We start from the raw sequence: 23,507 nt of genomic DNA, 5'->3' as shown, positions 1-23,507 counted from the left end.
GCATCACCGCCAAGAAGAAGATCACTCTGAATGCCGGCGGCAGTTACATCACCCTCGACCAGAATTGCATTGAGTCCGGCACCCAGGGCCGTCATACCGTCAAATCGACGAACGTTGACTATCTGGGCCCCGCCAGCATGTCGGCCACACATCCAGAGTACCCGAGAAGCCTGTCTAAACAACCCGTGCAGTTTCGTGTGCCGATGATCCCCAATGCACCCGGTCAAGGTTGGGCGGGTATGCCTTACACACTTTATGCCGACGGAGCAGTGCTCAAGCAAGGCGTGTTGGATAAGACAGGGCTCGTATCAATCAACCATGAGGTTGTGACTCAGCAATACCGAATGCAGTTGGCCAACGGGGTGAGTTACCAAATACCGGTGCCCAGCGAGTATCGCAATGCCGATCAGGCCAACTTGGCCAATGGCGGCTTGCACAATCATCACGTGCTAGCTGACAGCGAGCTCAGTCAGCCCCTATCGCACACGGACCACCGTGCCTTGTACGCCACCGTGACCAATCCCGAAAGTGACTCGGAAGAGAAGACTTCATGACTCAACCCGATATCGTCGTGCCAATGGCTCTGCGACACACCCAACAAGCCACCTGCACCGCGCCCTGGTATGTGCAGCGCAGTGAGTATCACCCGGTGGAAGCCACTTACCAGCCACTCATCAACGGCGAAGAAGCCTTCAAGGCCGTGCATGTGGCCATCGCCAACGCTACGAGAACCATCGACATCATTTGCTGGGGCTTTCAGCCGTCGATGTATTTCATTCGTGACGGCAACAGCCCAACGATCGGCGAACTGCTGATGAGCAAAGCGCGTGAAGGCGTCGAGGTGCGAATACTGGGTTGGGAATCGCCGTTCAACAGTGCCGGCGCAGCGGGTGAGGCCAACTTGCCTGGCAAGGGCCCGTACCGTATCAAGGACCGGGCGCTGCAACCTTCCACGGCCGATCAATATGCGTATGACCGGCATTGGTTTTCCCAATGCGCATTTGCCGATCACCTGGCACCGGCCATGCGCGTGGTGCGCAGTGTGCCGGTGTTTGTCAGCCGTGGATTCAGCCTGTATGAACGGGCTGAAATTGCTCACCAGGCCAAATACAGAAGTCTTGATCCGCAGCTTAGCGCTGGGACGTTAGGCGCGTTGGCGGTGGCCGTGACGCACCATCAGAAAACCGTGCTGGTCGACTATGAGCTGAAAGATCGCGCTGTCGGCTTTGTCATGGGCCACAACATGCTCGATGAGTATTGGGATACCAACGATCACACCGCGCGCAATCGCACCGAAGGGGCCAAGCCCGAGCCCAGCCGCGGCCCGCGTGGCGATACGCCGCGCCAGGATATTTCCAGCCAGGTCAGCGGGCCGATCCTGGAACACCTGCACCATAACTTCGCCACCGCCTGGCGCAAGGAAACGGGTGAAGACTTGCTGCTTTCGCGCCAGGCCAAGCAGGTAGGGCCAACACTGACATGCATCCCTGGCGCCACTCGCCAGTTGGCCCAACTGGTGCGTACCCAGGCGCAGGACGGCAAACGAGACATTGAAAAGCTCTACCTGAAGGCCGTGAACAACGCGACTCAGTTCATCTACATTGAGAACCAATACTTTCGCTGGCCGCCATTGGCCGAAGCCATCAACAAGGCCGCTGCCGACCAAAGCCGAGCAGGACGCGATCCAGGTTTGCACGGCAACCTTCATCTGTTTGTGATCACCAATGCCAGTGAAGACGGCGTAGGCCCAGGCGCCTTGAACACCTATCGCATGCTCGAAAGCCTTGGGCGTGGTGACACGATGCCTGAGATCAGCAAGTTGCAGCGCATTGCACGGATCAAGGCTGAGGCGAATAAACAGGCGCCGTCCTTGGCGGAACTTATCGAACAACAGGCCTTGGTCACCTTGACCCGCCTGAGCGACGCGTTGGGCGGTGGCGAGGCAAGTGATAAAGCCCGGGAAGCCCAGGGCGAACGTCGGGTCAATCATGAGTACCGAGAGGCCGCACTCAACCGACAGATCAAGGCGATCGAGACCCGCACAGAGGTGCCGCAGCCACGTCCGGGCCTGAAAGTTCATGTGTGCTCGCTGGTGGCAAAGGACTCGCCGGCGGGTAAGCCGTGGATGCCGGTGTATATCCATTCGAAGCTGATGATTATTGACGACGTGTTCACCACCCATGGCTCGGCCAATATCAACACGCGGAGCATGCAGGTGGATAGCGAGCTGAATATCGCCCATGAGTGGATGAGTGTGACGCAGGCGCTGAGGCGGCGGTTGTGGGGGCTGCATACGGATGGGAAGGGGGCGCAGGATGATCCTGAGGTGGCGTTTGAGGCTTGGCAGAACATCATCGACAAAAACACGAAGAGCCAGGAAGAAAAAGGCGCCCCTTGGGCCTCGCTTGTCGGATTTCATTACACCGAAGCAGCCCTGAAGGATCTGGACTGATGCGGCTGGCCTTCTTGCTGTTGGGTCTACTACTGGTTGCTTACACCATCAGTATTGAGCGCATGTTTTCGATAAAGGAGATTCCGTTGAAACCACTTACCGAAATCAAGGCCAAGCTAAGCTTTTCTTGTGCGCATGAAGTTTTTCCTAGTGCCTCAGCTGAAACCGATCAGCTATTTCAATATGCTCGTTGGTTACAGAAGAACAATCTTCTAAAACAAGAAACCGCTGTTGATGCTGAGGTCGAGCGGCTGTACCGCATCGCCACCGAGAACGGTCATTTCAAGGCAAACGTCAACTTGCAGAATGGCTCCCTGCGTGGAAAGTTCAACCTCAACGGGGATGAGCATCTGCGCCTGAGCCAGAACCTAATCGATGCAGGTGTAGCAAGCGGCTACTACTTCATCGGCACTTTCCTGAAGAATGGCTCGTCGGGGCTAAAACAAGAACCGGAAATGGCGTTGCGCTACTTTCGCAAAGCCGCTGATCGAGGTAGCGCCGTTGCCCAAGCCTATGTAGCAGAAATGTTGGCGCCTAACGACGTTGCGCCAAATGTCGCAAGGCAAATGCGTAGATGTGCTGCCGAGCAGGGACATGGCAGAGCTGCAGTCATGTTGTCCCTCTATCTTCAGGATGAAGAGAGCTACCACGAAGCAATGGCAGTTTTGCAAATGGGCGTTATGGCTGGCGACGAAAGTGCTGCCGGCCGATTGGAAAAAGCATTTCGTGCGCCGCCTCCCAGTGACGGGCTCTATTACCTCGGCCAACCAGAAGACCTGGTTCGCGCCGAACGCTACGAAAAAATCTGGCGAATACTCGCCAGGTATTCCTACGCCGACCCCAAAGTCCCCGAAATCAACGACATCCTCCCTCTACCCCCAGCCAAACTGCCCCCCTGGGACGGCAAGCTGCAATGGCTTGAATCCCGCCTGGCGAATATCCCCCCGCCCAAACCCAGCGAGGCGCTGATCACCGAGCTGGCCAAAGCCAAGCTCCTTGACCCCGCCACCGGCCTAGGTTTACCGGGCTCCCCAGCATTCAGCCAATCCCACTTATCCGCGCCCAACAGTTACAGCGGCCAAACCTGCCCGGTCAGTGGGTACTGGAAGGTTGCCTTTTTGCCGTGGGGCCATTCATTGAGAGACAACAACGGCACCCGGCATTTCCAGCAGGGCGATATGTTTCCCACGGTGTGGGTCGAACGCTATCAGTTCCGCACATGGCCTTTCCCGGACAAGGTCACGCGGTTTGAAAGTGCGGTTAGGTGGTGCCTGCTTTCATGAAAGCCCCACCATCACCTTCGCGGGAGCAGGCCTGCGAAGGTAATGTTGGCTGCCCCCCTAGGACTTAAACCGCCCCACCAACCCATTCAACTCATCCGACAGGTTCGACAATCGCCCCGAGTCGTCCTGTGCCGAGTTGGCCAGGCTTTCCACCAGTCGCGCTTCGTCGTAGATCTGCTGGATATGCCGGTTGATCTCTTCGGCCACGCTGTGTTGTTCCTCGGCGGCGGCCGAGATCTGCAGGTTCTGGTCGCGGATTTCGTTGACCGACAATTGGATACCCTCGAAGCTGTCCCGCGCGCTTTCGATGGACGATACGCTGGCCCGCGACAGGTCCAGGCAACTGCCCATTTTCTGGGTGACTTCCTGGGTCTTGGTTTCCAGGGTGCCGAGCAGGTTTTCGATCTCGCCGGTGGAGTCCGACGTGCGCTTGGCCAAGGCCCGTACTTCGTCGGCCACCACGGCAAACCCACGGCCTTGATCGCCGGCCCGGGCGGCTTCGATGGCGGCGTTGAGGGCCAGCAGGTTGGTTTGTTCGGCAATCGCGCGGATGGTGCCGAGGATCTGGTTGATGCTGCGGCTGCCGGCTTCCAGCTCGACCATGGCCTGGGACGATTCGGTCAGGCGGCGGCCCAGGCGGTTGACGTTGTCGGTGGTCACTTCGATTTGCTGCTTGCCTTCGGCGACGCGGCGATGGCCGTTCTCGGCCGACTCGGCAGCGCCGCTGCACGAACGGGCGACTTCGTTGGCCGTGGCGACCATCTCGTTGAACGCCGTAGAGACCAATTCCACCGCCTCGCGCTGGCGCCCCGCAGCGTCGTTCATATTGTTCGCCACTTCACGGTTGACCCGTGAGGCATCCTGCAAATTGGCCGAGGCGGCGCCGATGTGCTGGATCAACTGGCGGATCGCCGCGAGAAATTTGTTGAACCAGCCGGCCAGCTCGGCGGTTTCGTCCTTGCCCTGCACGTGCAGTTCGTGGCGCAAATCGCCTTCGCCCTGGGCGATGGACTGCAAGCCGGTGCTGACCTGGCCGATGGGTTTGACGATGACTTTGGAGAACGCCGCCGCCACCAGCCCGAAGATCAGCACCAGCACCGCCACTATCGCGCTGGTGAGGTAGGTCATGCGCGTGGCTTGGGCCATCACTTCGTTGTATTCGATCAGGCCGACATACCGCCAGCCCAGGCCGGGCGAGGTCCAGATATTGGCCATGTAGCGCACGCCATTGATTACCACCTCGGTGGAACCCTGGGCGGTGTTGGCCAACTGTGCGTAGGGTTCGCCAAGGTCTTTGAGGGGCTTGAAGTTGTGCGCGTTGTCGCGCGGGTCCACCAGCACCACGCCGTCTTCGATCAGCATCACGTAGCCGCTTTCGCCGAGCTTGATGCTCTTGACCAGTTCGGTGAGGTTCTTCAGCGAGACGCTGACCACAAACACACCCTTGGCCTTGCCGGTGTTATCCAGCAACGCGCGCGCGGTGCCCACCAGTGCCACGTCGTCTTTGTCGTAGTAATACGCCGGGGTGCGCACGGTCTTGCCGGGGCTGGCCATTGCCGCCTTGTACCAGGGGCGCGTGCGCGGGTCATATTTGGCCAGTTGCGGGTCATCGGGCCATTTGGCGTAGGTGCCGTCTTCCAGGCCGATGGACAGAATCGCAGCGGCGGGGTGGGTTGCACCGTAGCGCGCAAAGTGATCGATCACCTGTTGCGCCTCGGCCGGCATCGGTTGGCTGGCGGCGTTGGCGGGCTGGTAATCCTTAAGGGTGTTCACGGAAGTGTATACAGGATCAGCGGACAATTGATCGACGTTCTGCGTCGTGCCGTCGAAAAACTGGCGGATGTTACCGTCGATCTGGCGTATTTCCCGGGTGCTGCCATCGATGAAGTGATCGACCGCCTGGGTCCGCGTGTTCATGACGGAGATCACCGCAACCAGGCTGACCGGGATAAAGGCGACGGAAACGAAAGCAAGGACCAGCTTATTTTTTATTTTCATCGAGACGACCATCAGCAGGGAGGGCGGCCAAATCGTCGCTTTTGAATGAAGTGCGGCGATTTGCTATCACTGCTATGTCGGCCTGTAGGTCGAGAACCTTTAGCTATTTTTTGTCTACAAATCTGGCTGCGTATTGTCGTAATACGGGTTTGCCTGTTTCCGGGGCAGTCGTGCCGGGTAAGATGCCGCCTGCACCTCATCTGGATCAAGGATATGACATGGCGCTTATCACGGAACGCGTAGCACTGGCCCGCAACGGGGCCAATGACAAGGTTATTTGCCGCATGGCCTCAGGCTGGGCGGTAATGGGCGACGTGCAGTTTCTACCGGGGTACTGCCTTTTATTGTCCGACCCGGTCGTTGCCAGCCTCAACGACCTGGATGCCGAAGCCCGCGCCACGTATCTGCTGGACATGGCGCGCCTCGGCGACGCAGTGTTGCAAGCCACCGATGCCTTGCGCATGAACTACGAGATCCTCGGCAATTCCGAGCCGGAACTGCATTGCCATATCTTCCCGCGTTATGCCGCTGAGCCGGATGACAAGCGGCGGATGCCGGCCTGGTTCTACGACTGGAAAAATGCGCCACCTTACGCCGAGGCGATACATGGACCTCTGCGCAAGGCGCTTGCACAGCTGCTCGAGGCACCGACCCATGCGTGAACGCAAGGCCTCGCGCCTGCTGGTCATCAGCCCCGCCAACGATGTGCTGCTGTTCCGCTTTGTCCATAACGACGGCGCATTGGCCGGACAAAATTATTGGGCCACACCCGGTGGTGGCGTCGAAGAGGGCGAGACGTTCGAAGCCGCCGCCCTGCGCGAACTGCGCGAGGAAACGGGGCTGGTGGTCGACAGCGTTGGCGCCTGCGTGGCCGACCGGCGCGTTGCCTTGATGCTGCCCAGTGGCGAAACGGTGCTGGCCATCGAGCAGTATTTTGTCGTGCATGCGCCCAGCACGGCGCTGTCAAAAGCCGGGTGGACCCTGTCAGAAACCCAGGTCATGGCCGATCACCATTGGTGGTCTGTCAGCGAACTCAAAACCACCAGCGACACGGTCTGGCCTGAAGCGCTGCTCCAGATGCTGCAAGACGCAGGCATTTGACCCCACTCAGCGCGTGTACGCCGGCAACAGTCGAAACGCCTCGGCGACACGCGTTGGATTCGGCAACGCGAGCACTCGTCGGTACAGCTCCTGGTGGGCTTGGCACACCTCAGCAGGCGAGTGTTGGGTTGGCTGCCGATAGGCGTCGTAGGTGCCGGGCGCGGCGTGGGTGAACACACGGTTCAGGTCGGCCCGGGCCTGGGCGCTCGGGGTCACGTCGCCCGTGACCTCGGCGGCCGCCTTGACCAGTTCGCGTTGGCTGTCCCGTGTGTCCGTGAACAGCGCGAGCAAGGTGTCGGGCATTGCGCTGTAACCCCCAGGGTAGACGCCGCTGAGGTAGAACGCGCAGATCTGCTCGTCGCCTTGCCCCACGGCGTTCACGAGCGCCGCCTGGGCCTGCCAGAACCGCAACAGTTGCGGGGCAGGGGCTTTGCGCAGCGCCTCCTGGATCAGCCAGGTGTCGCGCTCGCGCGTGAGTTTGTCGAAGCCGGCGGAGGTCGAAGCCTTGTCCAGGGCTTTTTGTGCCTTGGCCTTTTCCACCTCGTAGTGCGCAGGCGCGTCTTCGGCCAGGGTCTTGAGCTGGAAATACTTGCGCAGGTGGACGTCCAGTTGCCCTGGTTCCCGCAGCCTCGCCAGGCGCGCATCGGTGAAGTCCCGTGCATCAGCGGTGGCGGTAATGATGTGTTCGCGCTTGAGCTCAGTGATGTCGGGGAACCACATGTCTTCACGGCCGGTTGCCAGCACTTTGTCGACGAACTGTTTGGACGCTCCGTGTTTGAGCAGCGCGTCACGATACTGCTCGACGACGGCCGTTGATGCCTCGCCCGATTCGAACAGCGTCGCGGCATGAAAGCCCAGCTTGCCTTCAGCGCCGAGCAAACGCTGCTTGCCGGACATAAACACCAACGCGCAGGCACTCACGCACTCGCGGTTGGTATAGGTGTTCAGGCCCTTGCCTTCGATAAGCCGCGCGATGGCCCGCGCTTCGCCGAACAGGCCGCCCACGCTGTCCAGTTGGATTGTAGTGACGGTGGGGTGATCCGCCACGGCCTGGGCGAAGGCGGAAAAGCTGCCGGGCGCGATGCCGCCGTTGAATTCCAGCTCGGTATCACTGAGCGCGGTGATGCGGTAGGCGGGCAGCGCATTGGGGTCCATGGCCAGGCGCAACGCCGCCTTGAACGCAGGCACCACATCGAACAACGAGTAAGCCGTCTGTACCGCGCCGACGATCACCAGTACGCGCACCACGGTGACCCAGCGCGACTTGCCGCCGCGCTGGCGGTGGTGCCGCGCCGAACGCCAGACGCCCACCCCTTGCCAGAGCGTGACGGCCAGCGCGCCGGCCATGAACGGCACGCCCATCAGCAGCAGGCCGGTGGGACTTGGCGGGTTGCGCACCAGCATGAAGTACAGCGGCGATGTCGCCAGCAGGCACGCCAGGCTGAGCAACACTTCGTTGATCCAGAATGCGTGGGCCAGCGAGAACTCGCCGCGCCAGTGACGGATCAAGTAATTGCGCGGTGAAGAGGCCACCGCTTCACTCATGATCGGAACCGATGGTCACGGTCAGGCCCGCCTGCCGGGCCAATTCGAGGGTGGGCGCAACGCGGTCGGCATCCACGATAAACCCGACGTAATCGTCATCGCCTGAGTCCAGGTGCAGGTAGCGTTTGTCGAAACCGACCAGCCACTGATCGAAGGTCTCCAGCACGTCCAGCATCGGCCGGGTGCCGGTGTGCTCATAGTGGTAGGGCGTTTGCACGCCGCTGGCGGCCACCAGAAGGGGCGCCAGGTATTCAAAGCCATCGAAGCCACGAAAATCGACACCGAGCAGGACAAGGTCGATGAGCTTCTGGCCTCTGGAGGTGTCGAGCAAGCCTTCGGTCAATGCGCTGGCGGGGTCTTGGTCCACGGCATATTTACGTAGCACGCGACGCAAGAGTCGGGCGCTTTCTGCCTCGGGCATACGCGCCAGCAGGGTTTCGGTGAACACCTTGAGCGCCTGTTTTTGCGCGACAGATTCGGGCGAGCGCATCTCGCGCATGATGACCGCATGGCTGGCGTTTGTTTCATCAGGCGGCGGCATGGTGAAGCGGCCCCCGAACAACCGATCTAAAAAGCCCATCGCATTCCCTCGCTGTAGACCTGTTGCGAAAGGCGCGACCATAGCGTTTTTTTCTCGGGCTGGCCAACCGGCAGCACGGTTTGCCGTTACACTGCGCGCCCAAAATTCAGCAAGGAAGCGCTGAATGCGCCCTCGCGTTCAACGTAGTGAAGGTCAATCATGAAGATAAAGCATTGTTTCAAACGGTGGGAATGGGGTGTTCTTTTTTTCGTCATTGCTGTGATCGTTTTGTACGGGAGCATCGTGCCTTTCGCTGAGTGGCCACTGACTACGGGGGGCTTTCTGTGCGGGGGCGCTGCCCTGCTGCTCGGCCTGCTCCTGGATATGAAGACCCTGCGCATTCCTAAAGGGACCTTGATGATCGGGCTGGCCGTGATTACGTCAATGGTTTACAAGTTAGGCGTCGCGGAGCACGTGAAGTGCGCGCTTGAGCTGTCTCACGCCCCTGGAACGTGCACGGCCACTGTGCCCCTTCATGTATTCATCACCGCCAATATCATCGATACCGTAATCCTTGTGATAACCATCGCATGCGGCGGTGTCGGCGGCAGCATCCTGGCCGCTCACGGCGATGTCACCACTACGGATGTGAAAAGCTCGTCACCGGCAAATCCCGGCGATATTCAAACCTTGCTTGAGTCGATCGAAAGCAAGCTGGACCGCCAGAACCTCAAGCTGAACCTGGTCTGCGGTGGTGCCTTTCTGGTGCTACTGCTCGTGATCGTGCGCGTGTTCTCTTGAGCTCAACGCACTAGCGCCGGCTGAGCGCCAACTTCGCCGCAAACAACACAAAGATCATCCCGGTGGTGCGGTCCATCCACTGGATGACCTTTTCCCGGCGCAAGAACCCGGACAGCGGCTGCGTGGCGCCGATCAACACCAGCGACCACGCCAGCCCCAGCACCACATGGATGCTCACCAGGCCAAAAGTCCAGGCGATCAGCGATTGGCCTTGGGGAATGAACTGCGGCAGGAACGACACGTAGAAAATCCCCACCTTGGGGTTCAGCACATTGCCCAGCATGCCTTTGACAAACCAGTTGCCACCGGTTTTTCCCTCCCCATCGGCTGACGCCAGCGAGCGCCGTGGACGCAGCAGCATGTTCAGCCCCAGCCAGGCCAGGTAAGCCGCGCCGCAGTATTTGAGCAGGTTGAAGGCCACTTCCGAGACCGCAATCAGCGCGCCCAAACCAAACGCAACGGCCGCGCCCCACAGCAGGCAGCCCGCATTGATCCCGAGGGTGGCCTGCAACGCCTGGCGCTTGCCCTCTACCGTGGCGGTCCTGAGCACCAATGCCGTGTCGAGTCCCGGTGTAAGCGTCAGCAGCATGGCGGCGAAGGTAAAGGCGAGGAGGTTATCGGCGATGGACATGGCACTGGCATCCACAAGAGGCAAGGGGGGACGTTAGCGCATGCAAAGGCGCCCTGTAAAAGGGCGCGTGAAGGGAAGGGATCAGCGATTGAAGCGGGCGACCAACGCGTATTGAGTGGCGGCGGTGTTGGTCAGTTCTTTGCTCAAGTCCGTGGACTGATGAGCCTGGATAGACGTCTGGTCGGCCAGCCCGGCGATGGTGGTGATATTGCGGCTGATTTCCTCGGCCACCGCGCTCTGTTCCTCGGTGGCGGCGGCGATTTGCGTGGTCATGTCAGTGATGTGCGACACGGCCTCGCTGATGCCGACGAGTGCCTGGTCCGCTTCCAGCACCCACGCCACGCCTTCCTCGGCTTGGCGCTGGCCGTTTTCCATGCTGTGCACGGCGTTGTTGGAGGACGCTTGCAATTGGGTAATCAATGCATGGATCTGGGTGGTGGATTGGGAGGTGCGTTGCGCCAGTTGGCGCACTTCGTCGGCCACCACCGCAAACCCACGGCCCATGTCGCCGGCGCGGGCCGCTTCGATGGCGGCGTTGAGGGCCAGCAGGTTGGTTTGATCGGCAATGCCCTTGATTACGTCCACCACGCTGCCGATTTCGTCGCTGTCGCGGGCCAGTTGGGCGACGGTCACCCCGGTTTCGCCGACCACGGCGGAGAGGCGCTCGATGGCTTCGCGGGTATCACGCGCCACCTCGCGGCCGCGTCCGGTGAGGGCGTTGGCTTGCTGGGTGGCGTCGGCGGTGCGCTGCACGTGGCTGGCGACTTCCTGGGTGGTGGCGGCCATCTGGTTGACGGCGGCCGAGACTTGTTCGGTTTCCACGCGCTGGCGGTCCAGGCCTTTGGCGCTGGCACTGGCCAACTGATCGGATTGGCCGGCGAGGGCGCTGAGTTGTTCGGCGCTGTCCTGCAGGCGGGTGAGGCAGGTTTTCAGGCGCGCGGCCTGGCTGAGGAACGCGGTTTCCAGGCGCCCTTGAGGGCCGCGGGCGTCGCTGTACATCTGCGCGATCAACGCGTCTGAGGTCGAAGGTTCCACACCACGCAACAAGTGCAAGGTGCTGCCCTGACGCATGCGCGCGCAAAGCACGCCGACCGGTATCGCCACGGCGACGGCCACGGCCAGGGCAACAGGCGCACTGAGGAACAGGCCGGCCAGGCTCCCGGCGACGCCGGTTGCCACGTAGGGCACGCAGCTCAGCGCCGCTGGCAGCCACGCGTCCTGGCGCGGTACGCCGGGTTTGCCAGCGCTGATGCGCCGGTACAGCGCCTGGGCGCGACGGATCTCATCGGCGCTGGGCTTGACCCGTACCGACTCGAAACCCACCACCGTGCTGCCGTCGAAGATCGGCGTGACGTAGGCGTTGACCCAATAGTGGTCGCCGGTCTTGGAGCGGTTCTTGACGATGCCCATCCACGGCAGGCCCTGCTTGAGCGCGCTCCACATGTGCGCGAAAACCGCAGGTGGTACATCGGGGTGACGCACGATATTTTGCGGTGCGCCGATCAGGTCGGCGCGTTCAAAACCGCTGATTTCAACGAAGGCGTCGTTGCAGTAGGTGATCACACCTCTCACGTCGGTGGCGGAAATAAGTTTTTGCTGAGGCGCGAGTGAAATCTCGCGCTGTGTGACTGGCTGGTTATTGCGCATTCCGACTACTCCCTGGTTGCACTCAGCCAATCGGCCTCAGCTGGGAAAAGATTAATCCACATTGGCTATTTCGCCAGCCATTGGTCAAAAGCCTGAAACTTCCCGATGAAAAACCTCATAATGGCGGCCATTTTTGTTTAGCCGTTATTCTGGTGTGCCCGCATGGAAATCAAGGTCAACTTTCTCGACAACCTTCGACTTGAAGCCAAGTTCGACGACTTCACGGTTATTGCCGACCAACCCATTCGCTACAAAGGCGATGGTTCGGCACCGGGGCCGTTCGATTACTTCCTGGCTTCGTCGGCGTTGTGTGCGGCGTACTTCGTGAAGTTGTATTGCTCCACCCGCGATATCCCCACGGACAATATTCGCCTGTCGCAGAACAACATCGTTGACCCGGAAAACCGCTATAACCAGATCTTTAAGATCCAGGTCGAGTTGCCGGCGGATATCTCCGAGAAAGATCGCCAGGGCATCCTGCGTTCCATTGATCGTTGCACCGTGAAGAAAGTGGTGCAGGCCGGCCCTGAGTTCATCATCGAGGAAGTTGAAAACCTCGACGCCGATGCCCAGGCCTTGTTGATGCCCAACACCACTTGCGAAGCGGGCACTTATATAGCCGGCAAGGACCTGCCGCTGGAGCAGACCATCGCCAACATGTCGGCGATTCTCGCCGGCCTGGGCATGAAGATTGAAATCGCCTCGTGGCGCAATATCGTGCCCAACGTGTGGTCGCTGCATATCCGCGATGCCCATTCGCCGATGTGTTTTACCAACGGCAAGGGCGCGACCAAGGAAGGCGCATTGGCGTCAGCGTTGGGCGAGTTTATCGAGCGGCTCAACTGCAACTTCTTCTATAACGATCAATTCTGGGGTGAAGAACTGGCCAACGCGCCGTTCGTGCATTACCCGGATGAGCGCTGGTTCCAGCCCGGCCCGCAGGATGAGCTGCCGGCGGAAATCCTCGATGCCTACTGCCTCAAGGTCTACAACCGCGACGGCGAGTTGCGCGGTTCGCACCTGTACGACACCAACTCGGGCAACGAGGCGCGCGGTATCGTGTCGCTGCCGTTCGTGCGCCAGTCCGACGGTGAAGTGGTGTACTTCCCGTCCAACCTGATCGAAAACCTCTACCTCAGCAACGGTATGAGCGCTGGCAACACCTTGGCCGAAGCCCAGGTGCAGTGCCTGTCGGAGATCTTCGAGCGGGCAGTGAAGCGCGAAATCATCGAAGGCGAATTCGCCTTGCCGGATGTACCTGCCGACGTGCTGGCCAAGTACCCGGGGATTCTCGCTGGTATCCAGGGCCTGGAAGCCCAGGGTTTCCCGGTGTTGGTCAAGGATGCGTCCCTGGGCGGCGAATTCCCGGTGATGTGCGTGACGCTGATGAACCCGCGTACGGGTGGCGTGTTTGCCTCGTTCGGCGCGCACCCAAGCCTGGAAGTGGCGCTGGAACGCAGCCTTACCGAGCTGCTGCAAGGTCGCAGCTTCGAAGGCTTGAACGATCTGCCCGCGCCGACCTTTGAAGGCCAGGCGGTGACCGAGCCGAACAACTTCGTCGAGCACTTCATCGACTCCAGCGGTGTGGTGTCGTGGCGCTTCTTCAGCGCGCAGTCGGACTACGAGTTTGTCGAATGGGACTTCTCCGGCGAAGGCGCCGACTCCAATGCGCAGGAAGCCGCGACCCTATTCGGCATTCTTGAAGGCATGGGTAAAGAATCCTATATGGCGGTGTACGAACACCTCGGCGCCACCGCCTGCCGCATCCTGGTACCGGACTACTCGGAAATCTACCCGGTGGATGACCTGATCTGGGACAACACCAACAAGGCGCTGTTCTTCCGTGCCGACATCCTCAACCTGCACAGCCTCGACGATGCCGAACTCAACGCCTTGGCCGAGCGCCTGATCGAAAGCGAGCTGGACGATTACACCGACATCACCACCTTGATCGGCATCGAGTTCGACGACAACACGGCCTGGGGCCAGTTGACCATCCTCGAATTGAAGCTGCTGATCTTCCTCGCCTTGCAGCAACATGAGGAAGCCAAGGAATGCGTGGAGATGTTCCTGCAATACAACGACAACACCGCCGACCGTGGCCTGTTCTACCAGGCGATGAATGCGGTGCTGGAGATGGAACTGGACGACGACCTGGAACTGGCGGACTACGAAGCCAACTTCCGCCGGATGTTTGGCGATGAGCGGATGGACGCGGTGATTGGTTCGGTCAATGGCAGCGTGCGGTTTTATGGCCTGACGCCGACCAGCATGAAGCTGGAAGGGCTGGATCGGCATCAGCGCTTGATTGAGAGCTACAAGAAGCTGCATGCGGCGCGGGCCAGCATTACCTCAAGCTAATCCGACCAGAGTGGGAGTTGGGCTTTTCTGTGGGAGCTGGCTTGCCTGCGATAGCATCACCTCGGTTTAACTGAATGACCGAGGTGCCTGCATCGCAGGCAAGCCAGCTCCCACAAAAAGCAGCTCCCACACAAACAATCGCCCAGGCAAACGTTAGATATGTGTCAGGGCCAGCGCCAGGTCCGCCCGCAAATCCTCCACATCCTCAACCCCCACCGACAACCGCACCAACCCGTCGCCAATCCCCAACTGCGCCCGCGTCGCCGCAGGGATGCTGGCATGGGTCATGATCGCCGGGTGCTCGATCAGGCTTTCCACGCCGCCCAGGCTTTCGGCCAGGGCGAACAGCTTCACGTTTTCCAGGAAGCGTGTGGCACCCGCCAGGTCTGTGCGCAAATCCACTGAAATCATCCCGCCAAACCCGCGCATTTGCCGGCAGGCCAGTGCGTGCTGTGGGTGGGAAACCAGGCCAGGGTAGTAAACCCGCGCGACTTGCGGCTGTTGCTCCAGCCAGGTGGCCAGGTCGAGTGCGTTGCTGCAATGGCGCTCCATGCGCAGGGCCAGGGTTTTCACACCGCGCAGGGTGAGGAAGGCGTCGAACGGCCCGGCGATGGCACCCACGGAGTTCTGCAGGAAACCCACGCGTTCCGCCAGTTCAGGGTTGTCGCCAACCACGGCAATGCCACCAATCACATCCGAGTGACCGTTGAGGTACTTGGTGGTGGAATGCACCACCACGTCAAACCCCTGCTCCAGCGGCCGTTGAATCCACGGGCTGGCGAAGGTGTTGTCGGCCACGCAGATAATCCCCCGCGCCCGGCAGATACGCGCAATGGCACTGAGGTCGGTGAGGCTGAGCAATGGGTTGCTGGGCGTCTCGACCCAGACCATGCGTGTTTCGTTCTGCAATGCGGCTTCGAACGCCGACACATCGCTCAAATCCACAAAGCTGAAACGGTGCCCGGCGCTGCGTTGGCGCACCTTGTCGAACAGGCGGAAGGTGCCGCCATACAAGTCATTGCCGGAGACGATATGGGCGCCGGCGTCCAGCAACTCCAGCACCGTGGAAATCGCCGCCAGCCCGGAGGCGAAGGCAAACGCCTGGGTGCCACCTTCCAGATCCGCCACGCAACGCTCCAGGGCAAACCGCGTGGGGTTGTGGGAGCGCCCGTAATCAAAGCCCTTGTGCACGCCGGGGCTGTCTTGCAGGTAGGTGGAGTTGGCGTAGATCGGCGGCATCAGCGCGCCCGTGGTCGGGTCGGGGCTTTGCCCGGCATGGATCACACGGGTGGCAAACGCGCTTTTATCGGGCTGGCTCATGCAAGGGATCTCCGCAGGTGGTTGAGTAGGTCGACGCGGGTTATCAGGCCATGGAAGCCGGACGCGTCGGCAATGATTGCGACCAGGCCACGATCCAGTTCTTGCTGGAGTTCGGCGAGGCTGGCACTGGGGGGCAGGGTTTCAAGGCGAGCAGTCATGGCGCTGGCAACCACCATGGTGAAATCCGCAGCGTCATGGTGCAGGCCCAGCAGGATGTCGGATTCGTCGATTACACCCACCAGTTGCTTGCCGTCCACCAGCACCGGCAGTTGGGAGACATCGGCCAGGCGCATGCGCTGGAAGGCGGTGAGCAAGGTGTCATCGGGGCTTACGCTGATTACGCGGCCGTCTTCGAAGCGGCGGGCGATCAGGTCGCGCAGGTCGCCGTAGTGCTTGTACTGCAGCAGGCCTGCGTCGTTCATCCATTGGTCGTTGTAGACCTTCGACAGGTAGCGCGTGCCGGTGTCGCAGACAAAGGTGACCACGCGCTTGGGCGCGGTCTGTTCGCGGCAGTAGCGCAAGGCGGCGGCAAACAGGGTGCCGGTGGACGAGCCACCGAGAATGCCCTCGGCCTTGAGCAACTGGCGGGCGTGGTCGAAGCTTTCTTCATCGCTGATGGAGTAGGCGTGGCGCACGCTGGACAGGTCGGCAATCGAGGGGATGAAGTCTTCGCCAATGCCTTCCACGGCCCACGACCCGGGTGTTGGCAGGGTGCCGCTGCGGCTGTATTCGGCCATCACCGAGCCCACCGGATCGGCCAGCACCATCGCCAGTTCTGGTTGCACGCGCTTGAAGAAGCGGGTCAGGCCGGTGAGGGTGCCAGCCGAGCCGACGCCCACCACGATCGCGTCCAGGTCGTGCTCCGTTTGCGCCCAGATCTCCGGGGCGGTGCCGGTCTCGTGGGCCAGGGGGTTGGCGGGGTTGTTGAACTGGTCGGCAAAGAAGGAACCGGCGATGCCCTTGGCCAGGCGCGCGGCGACGTCCTGGTAATACTCGGGATGGCCCTTGCCCACGTCTGAGCGGGTGATATGCACTTCGGCGCCCATGGCCTTGAGGTGCAGCACCTTTTCCGTGGACATCTTGTCGGGCACCACCAGCACCACGCGGTAGCCCTTGGCCCGGCCCACCAACGCCAGGCCCAGGCCGGTGTTGCCAGCGGTGGCTTCAATGATGGTGCCGCCGGGGCGCAGGCGGCCGTCGCGTTCGGCGGCGTCGATCATGGCCAGGCCGATGCGGTCCTTGATCGAGCCGCCAGGGTTCTGGGATTCAAGCTTGAGAAACAGCGTGCAGGGGCCGGTGTCGAAGCGACTGACCCGGACCAGCGGCGTGTTGCCGATCAGTTCGAGCACGGCGGGGCGGGAGAGGCTGGGCATGGTGTCACCTGTTACGGAGCGCGTAGGTCGGACAACAAAGTGCAAGGCGTGCCTTGGACCATAGGCCGGGATCGCAGCACTCGCCAGCGGCAAGGCGGTTGCCTGTCCGTTATTGGCGCATCACCTGTTCCATGACCTCGGCCTGCCACTCAAAGTAAGGGTTGAAGGTCAGCCGTGCATGCACCTTGTCCGGTTCGCGATAGCCCCAGGCCGAATACCACACGGGCTTGCCGGCGAGGCAGTGTTGCAGGCCTTCATCCGTCTGGCCGTTCCAGCACTCTGGCTGTTGGCCCTGGCGGCCGTATTGCGGGTTGCCCGGGGCGAACAGCACGCCCATATGGGAAAACTGGCTGATGCGCTCGGCCGGCAAGTGGTCACTGCGCACCAGGATGCGCGGCGATTGCTGCGGGGCTGGCAGCTCGCCGTACCAGATCAGCCGCGAGGCAGGGTGGGGGAAGCGCTCGGTAAACGCCTCCCTCACGAACTGCACGTCCACCACCGAGTCGTGGGCGGCACTGACGAGCAGCACCGGGCGGTCAAACGTAGCGGCGGCCAACTTGTCGCGCACCGCTGTGCTGGTGCGATAGAACTGCGCAAAACCGTTGGTGGGGATGTTCTGGTACCGCAGTGGCGACTGCAACTGCCGTGGGCCTTCGGGGTCGCGTAGCCAGGGTTTGACGTAAGTCAGCCACGGCAGCATCCAGATAAAGCGGTTTCGCGCCTTGAACGCCGGCGAAAACATCAGCAGGCCGGCGATGCCTGGATCGTCCATGGCGTATTCCAGCACCAGGTTGGCACCGGTGGAAAAACCGCCCAGGTAGACCCGGTCAACATCCTGGCGCAACAGTGCCACTTGCTGCGCCACCGTTCTGCGCCAGTCGTCGATATCGACCTCCAGCATGTCGTAGGGCTGCGTGCCATGCCCGGGCAACAGCAGCGTGCGCACCCGATAACCCCGTGACGCCAATTCAGCGCCAATATCGCTGAACGAACCCGGCGAATCCCCCAGGCCATGTACCAACAGGACGCCGTGGCCATTGGGGTTTTGCGCGAGCCATTCGCGCGGCGCATTCCAGTCCAGTTCCAGCCCATGGTCGGGTTTTTGGAAGCGCCGTTCACGCTCAAGGATCGCCAGCGTTTGCTGGCGGTATTGTTCGAAACTGGCAGGGCTGGGCGCGTTCAGCGCCGTGGAGCGGTCGGCGCAACCCACCAGGCTGAGCAGCACCAGCAAACGCAGTAAGTTCATCGCATATCCCCAAGCGGTGCAGAATGCAGCCGACCTTACGCGGCTGTCCGGCTGCGATCCAGCCGGCAAACGCCCCAACGGCAAGGGAAAATATAACGATTGGTAACCGGCGCAGCGCATGCTGAATCATGCTGTAGGTGGCTTCCTACAACTGCTTGAGTCGGGCGATAACCCTGTCACTGGCACGCTGCATCGGCGCCCGCAGCTCACTGCCGATCAAGCCTTCCAGGGCGAGTGCGGCTTTCACCGGCGCGGGATTGGGCTCGATAAACATCGCGTTTATCAGTGGCAGCAACTGGAAAAACGTCGCCCGCGCCTCCGCCAACTGGTTATCCCGCACCTGGCGCCACAGCGCCACGAACTGTTCTGTCTGCACATGGGCCGACGCCGCAATCGCGCCACTGGCGCCCAGGCACAGCGCGTTGAAGATCTGCTGGTCTTCGCCGCACAACACGTCCACCTTGCCGCTGGCCAACAGGGCCAGGGTATTGCCCAGGTTGCCGCCGCAATCCTTGATGGCCTGGATGCGCGGATGGCTGACGATGGTCAGCAAGGTCGCCTGCTCGAAGGTCACGCCGGTGCGGTAGGGAATGTCATAGAGGATGACCGGCACACTGGAAGCATCGGCCACCGTGCGGAAGAACGCTTCCAGCCCGGCCTGGGATGGGCGGATATAACTCGGTGCCGGCACCAGCAATCCGGCGACCGGGCGCTTGAGGACTTCCGCCTGGAACTGCAGCAGTTCAATCTGGTTGTTGCCCGCCAGGCCCATCACCACACGCTGCGCAGGAACTTGCTGCAACACCGCATCCAGCACCGCCAGTTGTTCTGGCCGGCTCAGCGATGCTGCTTCGCCCGTGGTGGTGCACACCATGATCCCGGCCACGTGTTTTTCCAGCAGGTGACCGACCAGCCGTTGCAGGCCGCCAAAGTCGATGGCACCGTCCTGGAACGGCGTGACCACGGGAACCCAGATACCTTGAAACGCTGACATGCACTTTCTCCTGATGATTGACCGATCAAGTCACCGTCAGAAGGGCAGAGGGAATTGTGCAAGGGGGGGAGACCGTCGCGCTCAATGTCCTGTCAGCTCATCTGACGGGACAGCGCGCCCCGGTCACATGAGCGACTGTTTCTTCGATTTGAGGGCGTGCGCCACGCAACCTTGCGCCTTGGCAATCGAGCCAATGACGGAAAGGTTGAACAGCGACTTAGCAGACATGAATTGTCACACCCTGAATGAGATGGCCATCTTCAGGGGATGTGAGCGAATGTGTCAAGCCCCGGCGACGGCGGCTTCGATGGCCGCGATATCAATCCTGGTCATGGTCATCATCGCATCGAACGCGCGCTTGGCGGCAGCCGGGTCGGGATGGGTGATGGCAGCGGTCAAGGCCCGTGGCGTGATCTGCCATGACAGCCCCCACTTGTCCTTGCACCAACCGCAGGCGCTGGCCTGCCCGCCGTGGTCGATGATGGCGTGCCAATAGCGGTCCGTTTCGGCCTGGTCATCGGTGGCCACCTGGAACGAAAACGCCTCGCTGTGGGGAAACGCCGGGCCGCCGTTCAACCCAAGGCAGGGAATGCCCATGACGATGAACTCGACGGTCAACACATCGCCTTGCCGGCCCGACGGGTAGTCACCAGGGGCAAGGTGCGTGGCGACTACGCGGCTGTTCGGGAAGGTCTTGGCGTAGAAGGTGGCGGCGTCCAGGGCGGTGCCGTTGTACCAGAGGCAGAGCGTGGCTTTGCTGGGCATGGCGGGTCTCCACGGGAAATGGCTGTGTGAAGTCTAGACAATGCCCCGTGTTCGCTCCTTTAAAAACGCTCGTCCAGGATGGCTGGCAAGGTGATCTCCTTGACGAAGCTGGCCGAAGACAGGCTCAACGCCATGCGCACCACCTGCACCACGTCGTGCACGGGAATCGAGTGGCCTGCGTCACGCTGCTCGGCCAGCGAACGCGGGGTGCTTAAAGGGTCTTCGGTATTCAGGTAGCCCAGGTTCAGGCACGTCACGCCCAGCCGCTGCTGGCGATAGCCCTCACGCAAGGCGTCGGCGATACCGCGCAGGGCGAACTTGGAGGCACCAAAGGTCACTTCCGGGCGGCCACTTTGCGGCAGGCCGGAGGTCGAGCCGGTGAGGATGATCCTGGGGTTGGCGCTGTTGAGCAGCACCGGCAACAGCCGCTTGATTAGCAACAGCGTCGACGTGATGTTGCAGGTCACAATGGCTTCGATCTGGCTGTCGTCGTCTGTCAGAAAGTTGTACGCCGGGTCGAAGGCAAATTCTTCCCAGATGCCCAGGTTGTAGATCAGCGTATCCAGCCCGCCTTCCGCGACCGCCGCAGCGATGACCTGCGCGGCTGCGGCGGGTTCGGCCAGGTTGGCCTCGACCCAGTGCACGCTGACGCCAGCCTTGTGGTCCAGGTGTTCGGGTTGGCTGCGGGACACGCCGATCAGCGTATCGCCGGGCTCGCCGAGGCCTTCCATGAAGGCTTTGCCCAAGCCTTTGCTGGCGCCGATCACGAGGGTTTTCATGGGTTGTCTCCTTGACTGGGGGGCTGCTCGTTGTGTTCAGCGGCTGATTCTGGCGCAAGGCTGCGGTGTCAGCCAAGCTCCGCGTTGCCCTCGTTCGCCCACATCGTCCCAGGCTCTGCCGCAGCAGGGTCGATGTGTCGAACCCTTGCATCCCGTCAGAAACTGTACTTAGCCGTGACCGTAAAGTTACGCGGGTCGCCGTACACATCATACGGGCTCCACGTGGAGTTGCTGGCGATCCCCTGATAGTACTTTTTGTCGAACACGTTGTTGATGTTCAGCTGGGTGTCGAGGTGTTTATTGACCTGATACCCGGCCATCAGTCCCACCAAGGCATAGGCCTCTTGCTCGATCTGGAAGTTGCCGAACACATTGCGGCCCTTGTTGTAGGTGCTGCTCTGGCGGTAGAGGTTGGCGCCGATCCGCCAGCGGTTCAGCTCGCCTTGCAGGCGATAGGTGGTGCTGGCCTTGAACATGTGGCGCGGTACGTCAGTGTCGAACAGGGTGCCTTCCTTGGCGGCGACGGCATCTTTTTCGTACTTGGCCTGGGCGAAGGTATAGCCGGCGCCCACTTGCCAGTTCGGGGTCAGTGCGCCGTTGATCTCCAGCTCTACGCCCTGGCTGCGCACTTTGCCCGCGGCCTCGTAGCAACCGTAGGCGCCGACCGGGATGAATGTGCAGGTTGTGGCGTCCGCCACTTCTGCCGCGCGGTTGAGCTGGTCGATCTGGAACACCGAGGCGCTGGCATTCAGTGCGCCGCCAAAGTATTCGCCCTTGATGCCCACTTCGTAGTTTTCCCCGGTGATGGGCTTGATTCCGCCACCGTCGCCGTTCTTTTCGGTCTGGGGCTGGAAGATGTCGGTGTAGCTGGCGTACACCGAATGGTTGTCGTCCAGCTCGTAGATGACACCGGCATACCGGGTGAGGTGACGCACCTCGCGGGTTTTGCCCGAGGTGTAGTACTGGTCGTTGATCTGGTCGTAGATGGAGGTCGCGTCGTACCAGTCCAGGCGGGCGCCGAGGATGACTTTCAGCGGGTCGGCGAGGTTCCAGCGGGTGGTGACGTAGAGCCCTTCCTGATCGACTTTCTCGCTGAGGGTGTACACGTCCGGCACGCTCGGCCGCGCCAGGCCGTTGGGATTGAAGCGGTTGATGTCAATGTTGTTGACGAACACCGTGCCGCCAACGGCCTCGGTCTTGAGTTGGCGCTTGCTGGCGCCCACCACCAGTTCATGCTGACGGCCGAGGAGGGCGAAGGGTCCGCTGGCGAAGAAGTCGTAGGTGGACTGGTCGAAGTCGCGGCCCTGGTTGAATACGCGTTGGCGGTAGGTGGCGTCGTTGTTACGTTCCAGCACAGCGCCCATCATCTTGAACTCGGACCAGTTTTTCGACGCGCCCAGGTGCAGGCGCCAGTCGTTGTCGAAGCGCTGGTCAAGTTCGGCAAACAAGGTCTTGTTGTCGATGTCCTGGTGCGACCAGCTGTAGCCGAAGGTCTTTGAACGCGAAAAGTCCATGTGGCTGCCATGGGGGCTCACCGGCAAGCCGCCCCAGTTGATGTTGTTATTGTCATTCTGATCGGAGGCACCGACGGTCAGGGTGATGCTGTCGCTCAGGTCGAACTCGCTGACGCCGTAGAACACGCCACGTTCGCGGCCGGCGTAATCCTGGTAGCTGTCCTTGTCGTGGTAGGCGCCGACAAAACGGCCGCGCAGGGTGCCGCTGTCGTTGACCGGGCCGCTGACGTCCAGTTCACTGCGGTAGTTGTCCCAACTGCCGGCGCTGGCGGTGATGCTCGCCTGGAAAGCCTGGGTGGGACGCTTGCGCACCATGTTGATGGCGGCCGAGGGGTTGCCGGCGCCTTGCATCATGCCGGTGGCGCCGCGTACCACTTCGACACGGTCGTAGGGGGCGAGGTCGGCGGTGGCGACCCAGTCGGCGTTGTAGGTGGTGGGCAGGCCGTCGAACATCAGGTTGGTGATGGGAAAACCACGGGCGAAGAACTCGCTATTGGCCGGCCGTGCAGCGGCCAAGCGTAGCCCGGGGGTGGCCTGGACCACATCGTCGAGGCTGCGCATGCCTTGGTCGTCCATGCGTTGACGGGTAATCACGGTGACCGACTGCGGCGTTTCCCGTAGGGACAATGGCAGCTTGGTTGCGGTCTGCATGGCGCCGGTGGTGTAGGAGCTGCTGTTTTCGGTCGTAGCCCCGAGGTTCAGGCCGCTGATGTTGGTGGCGCCCAATTCAAGCGCTCCGGTGTCGCCGCCGCGTGGCACCAGCAGGTAGTTGCCGCTGGCACTGCGCATAACGCTCAGGTTGCTGTCATTCAACAGGCGGCTGAGACCTTCGTGTACGTCGTAGTCTCCGCGCAGTGCCGGCGCGCGCTTGCCTTGCACCAGCGCCGGGTCGAAGGGCAAGGTGATCCCGGCCGCCTGGGCGAAACTGTTGAGCGACTCCTCCAGTGGACCGGCGGCCAATTCGTAATGACGACTGTCCGCCTGGGCGGCCTGCACCGCAACGCTGGCCAGTAGGATGCCCTGGAGGGCAAGTGCAAGGGCACTGCGCGACAGCGACCGAGGGGGAATCAAAGCAGAGGACATGAACGACGAGCTCCTTTCGAATAACAGGGGGTATGTCCTGTTTGTCGAAGGACGGGGCAAAACCCGTAAATATTTTGCGATTATTTCTCGTCTG

19 protein-coding genes are annotated in these 23,507 nt (G+C 61.3%); 7 read left to right on the top strand and 12 right to left on the bottom strand.

Features of this window, described 5'->3' with window-relative positions; genetic code table 11:
- From NUV89_RS10345 to NUV89_RS10335, 3 genes are all read left to right on the top strand, one after another.
- On the top strand, positions 1-554 hold a 554-nt coding region (locus tag NUV89_RS10345; protein ID WP_257781207.1), incomplete at its 5' end, for a DUF2345 domain-containing protein.
- Positions 551-2,452 (top strand): phosphatidylserine/phosphatidylglycerophosphate/cardiolipin synthase family protein, encoded by a 1,902-nt coding sequence (locus NUV89_RS10340; protein ID WP_257781206.1) that lies wholly within the window; start codon positions 551-553, stop codon positions 2,450-2,452. The genes NUV89_RS10345 and NUV89_RS10340, both read left to right, overlap by 4 nt.
- A complete protein-coding gene (locus NUV89_RS10335; protein WP_257781205.1) occupies positions 2,452-3,735 on the top strand; it encodes a DUF6396 domain-containing protein in 1,284 nt (427 codons plus the stop codon). Before NUV89_RS10340 ends, NUV89_RS10335 begins: the two co-directional genes overlap by 1 nt.
- Positions 3,736-3,792: 57 nt before the next feature.
- Here the strand turns inward: NUV89_RS10335 and NUV89_RS10330 are convergent, their stop codons facing one another.
- Positions 3,793-5,733 carry a methyl-accepting chemotaxis protein gene (locus tag NUV89_RS10330; RefSeq protein ID WP_257781204.1) on the bottom strand — a complete coding sequence of 647 codons (1,941 nt, stop codon included), beginning with the start codon at positions 5,731-5,733 and terminating at the stop codon, positions 3,793-3,795.
- Between the two features lie 218 nt (positions 5,734-5,951).
- Between NUV89_RS10330 and NUV89_RS10325 the strand changes: the two genes are divergently transcribed.
- Both NUV89_RS10325 and NUV89_RS10320 read left to right on the top strand, forming a co-directional pair.
- Positions 5,952-6,395 (top strand): HIT family protein, encoded by a 444-nt coding sequence (locus NUV89_RS10325; RefSeq protein ID WP_257781203.1) that lies wholly within the window; start codon positions 5,952-5,954, stop codon positions 6,393-6,395.
- A complete protein-coding gene (locus NUV89_RS10320; protein ID WP_257781202.1) occupies positions 6,388-6,834 on the top strand; it encodes an NUDIX hydrolase in 447 nt (148 codons plus the stop codon). Before NUV89_RS10325 ends, NUV89_RS10320 begins: the two co-directional genes overlap by 8 nt.
- Before the next feature lie 6 nt (positions 6,835-6,840).
- On the opposite strand, the gene NUV89_RS10315 is transcribed toward NUV89_RS10320, so the two are convergent.
- A complete protein-coding gene (locus NUV89_RS10315; protein ID WP_257781201.1) occupies positions 6,841-8,379 on the bottom strand; it encodes a hypothetical protein in 1,539 nt (512 codons plus the stop codon).
- Positions 8,372-8,959: a hypothetical protein gene (locus tag NUV89_RS10310; RefSeq protein ID WP_257781200.1), complete on the bottom strand. Its 588-nt coding sequence runs from the start codon at positions 8,957-8,959 to the stop codon at positions 8,372-8,374. Before NUV89_RS10310 ends, NUV89_RS10315 begins: the two co-directional genes overlap by 8 nt.
- 159 nt (positions 8,960-9,118) lie before the next feature.
- Here NUV89_RS10310 and NUV89_RS10305 point away from each other — a divergent pair, with 159 nt between their 5' ends.
- Positions 9,119-9,700, top strand: coding sequence for a hypothetical protein (locus NUV89_RS10305; RefSeq protein WP_257781199.1), 582 nt, complete (start codon positions 9,119-9,121; stop codon positions 9,698-9,700).
- Positions 9,701-9,710: 10 nt separating this feature from the next.
- Here NUV89_RS10305 and NUV89_RS10300 read toward each other — a convergent pair whose 3' ends face one another.
- Positions 9,711-10,331, bottom strand: coding sequence for a LysE family translocator (locus tag NUV89_RS10300; protein ID WP_257781198.1), 621 nt, complete (start codon positions 10,329-10,331; stop codon positions 9,711-9,713).
- A gap of 81 nt (positions 10,332-10,412) precedes the next feature.
- Complete coding sequence (locus tag NUV89_RS10295; protein WP_257781197.1) at positions 10,413-11,978, bottom strand: PAS domain-containing methyl-accepting chemotaxis protein; 1,566 nt, start codon at positions 11,976-11,978, stop codon at positions 10,413-10,415.
- A 162-nt stretch (positions 11,979-12,140) separates the two neighbouring features.
- On the opposite strand from NUV89_RS10295, the gene NUV89_RS10290 reads away from it, so the two are divergent.
- Positions 12,141-14,339 carry an OsmC domain/YcaO domain-containing protein gene (locus NUV89_RS10290; RefSeq protein ID WP_257781196.1) on the top strand — a complete coding sequence of 733 codons (2,199 nt, stop codon included), beginning with the start codon at positions 12,141-12,143 and terminating at the stop codon, positions 14,337-14,339.
- Between the two features lie 153 nt (positions 14,340-14,492).
- Here NUV89_RS10290 and NUV89_RS10285 read toward each other — a convergent pair whose 3' ends face one another.
- The 7 genes from NUV89_RS10285 to NUV89_RS10255 all read right to left on the bottom strand — a co-directional run bounded on the left by NUV89_RS10285 (position 14,493) and on the right by NUV89_RS10255 (position 23,413).
- Entirely contained in the window at positions 14,493-15,659 is a 1,167-nt protein-coding gene (locus NUV89_RS10285; RefSeq protein WP_257781195.1) for a cystathionine gamma-synthase, read from the bottom strand.
- Positions 15,656-17,032 carry a pyridoxal-phosphate dependent enzyme gene (locus NUV89_RS10280; RefSeq protein ID WP_257781194.1) on the bottom strand — a complete coding sequence of 459 codons (1,377 nt, stop codon included), beginning with the start codon at positions 17,030-17,032 and terminating at the stop codon, positions 15,656-15,658. The genes NUV89_RS10285 and NUV89_RS10280 overlap by 4 nt, the downstream gene beginning before the upstream one ends.
- A gap of 109 nt (positions 17,033-17,141) precedes the next feature.
- Entirely contained in the window at positions 17,142-18,278 is a 1,137-nt protein-coding gene (locus NUV89_RS10275; RefSeq protein WP_257781193.1) for a carboxylesterase, read from the bottom strand.
- 145 nt (positions 18,279-18,423) lie between these two features.
- Positions 18,424-19,272 carry a 4-hydroxy-tetrahydrodipicolinate synthase gene (gene dapA, locus NUV89_RS10270; protein WP_257781192.1) on the bottom strand — a complete coding sequence of 283 codons (849 nt, stop codon included), beginning with the start codon at positions 19,270-19,272 and terminating at the stop codon, positions 18,424-18,426.
- Positions 19,273-19,554: 282 nt separating this feature from the next.
- On the bottom strand, positions 19,555-20,037 hold the full coding sequence (locus tag NUV89_RS10265; protein WP_257781191.1) for a VOC family protein: 483 nt from the start codon (positions 20,035-20,037) through the stop codon (positions 19,555-19,557).
- A 59-nt stretch (positions 20,038-20,096) separates the two neighbouring features.
- On the bottom strand, positions 20,097-20,816 hold the full coding sequence (locus tag NUV89_RS10260) for an SDR family oxidoreductase (protein WP_257781190.1): 720 nt from the start codon (positions 20,814-20,816) through the stop codon (positions 20,097-20,099).
- Between the two features lie 155 nt (positions 20,817-20,971).
- Positions 20,972-23,413 carry a TonB-dependent siderophore receptor gene (locus NUV89_RS10255; protein ID WP_257781189.1) on the bottom strand — a complete coding sequence of 814 codons (2,442 nt, stop codon included), beginning with the start codon at positions 23,411-23,413 and terminating at the stop codon, positions 20,972-20,974.
- Between the last annotated feature and the right edge of the window lie 94 nt (positions 23,414-23,507).

It is taken from the genome of Pseudomonas sp. 18.1.10 (assembly GCF_024655625.1).
GTDB lineage: Bacteria > Pseudomonadota > Gammaproteobacteria > Pseudomonadales > Pseudomonadaceae > Aquipseudomonas.
Note: the sequence above shows the minus strand (reverse complement) of the source record. Positions and strands in the feature narration are given on the sequence as shown.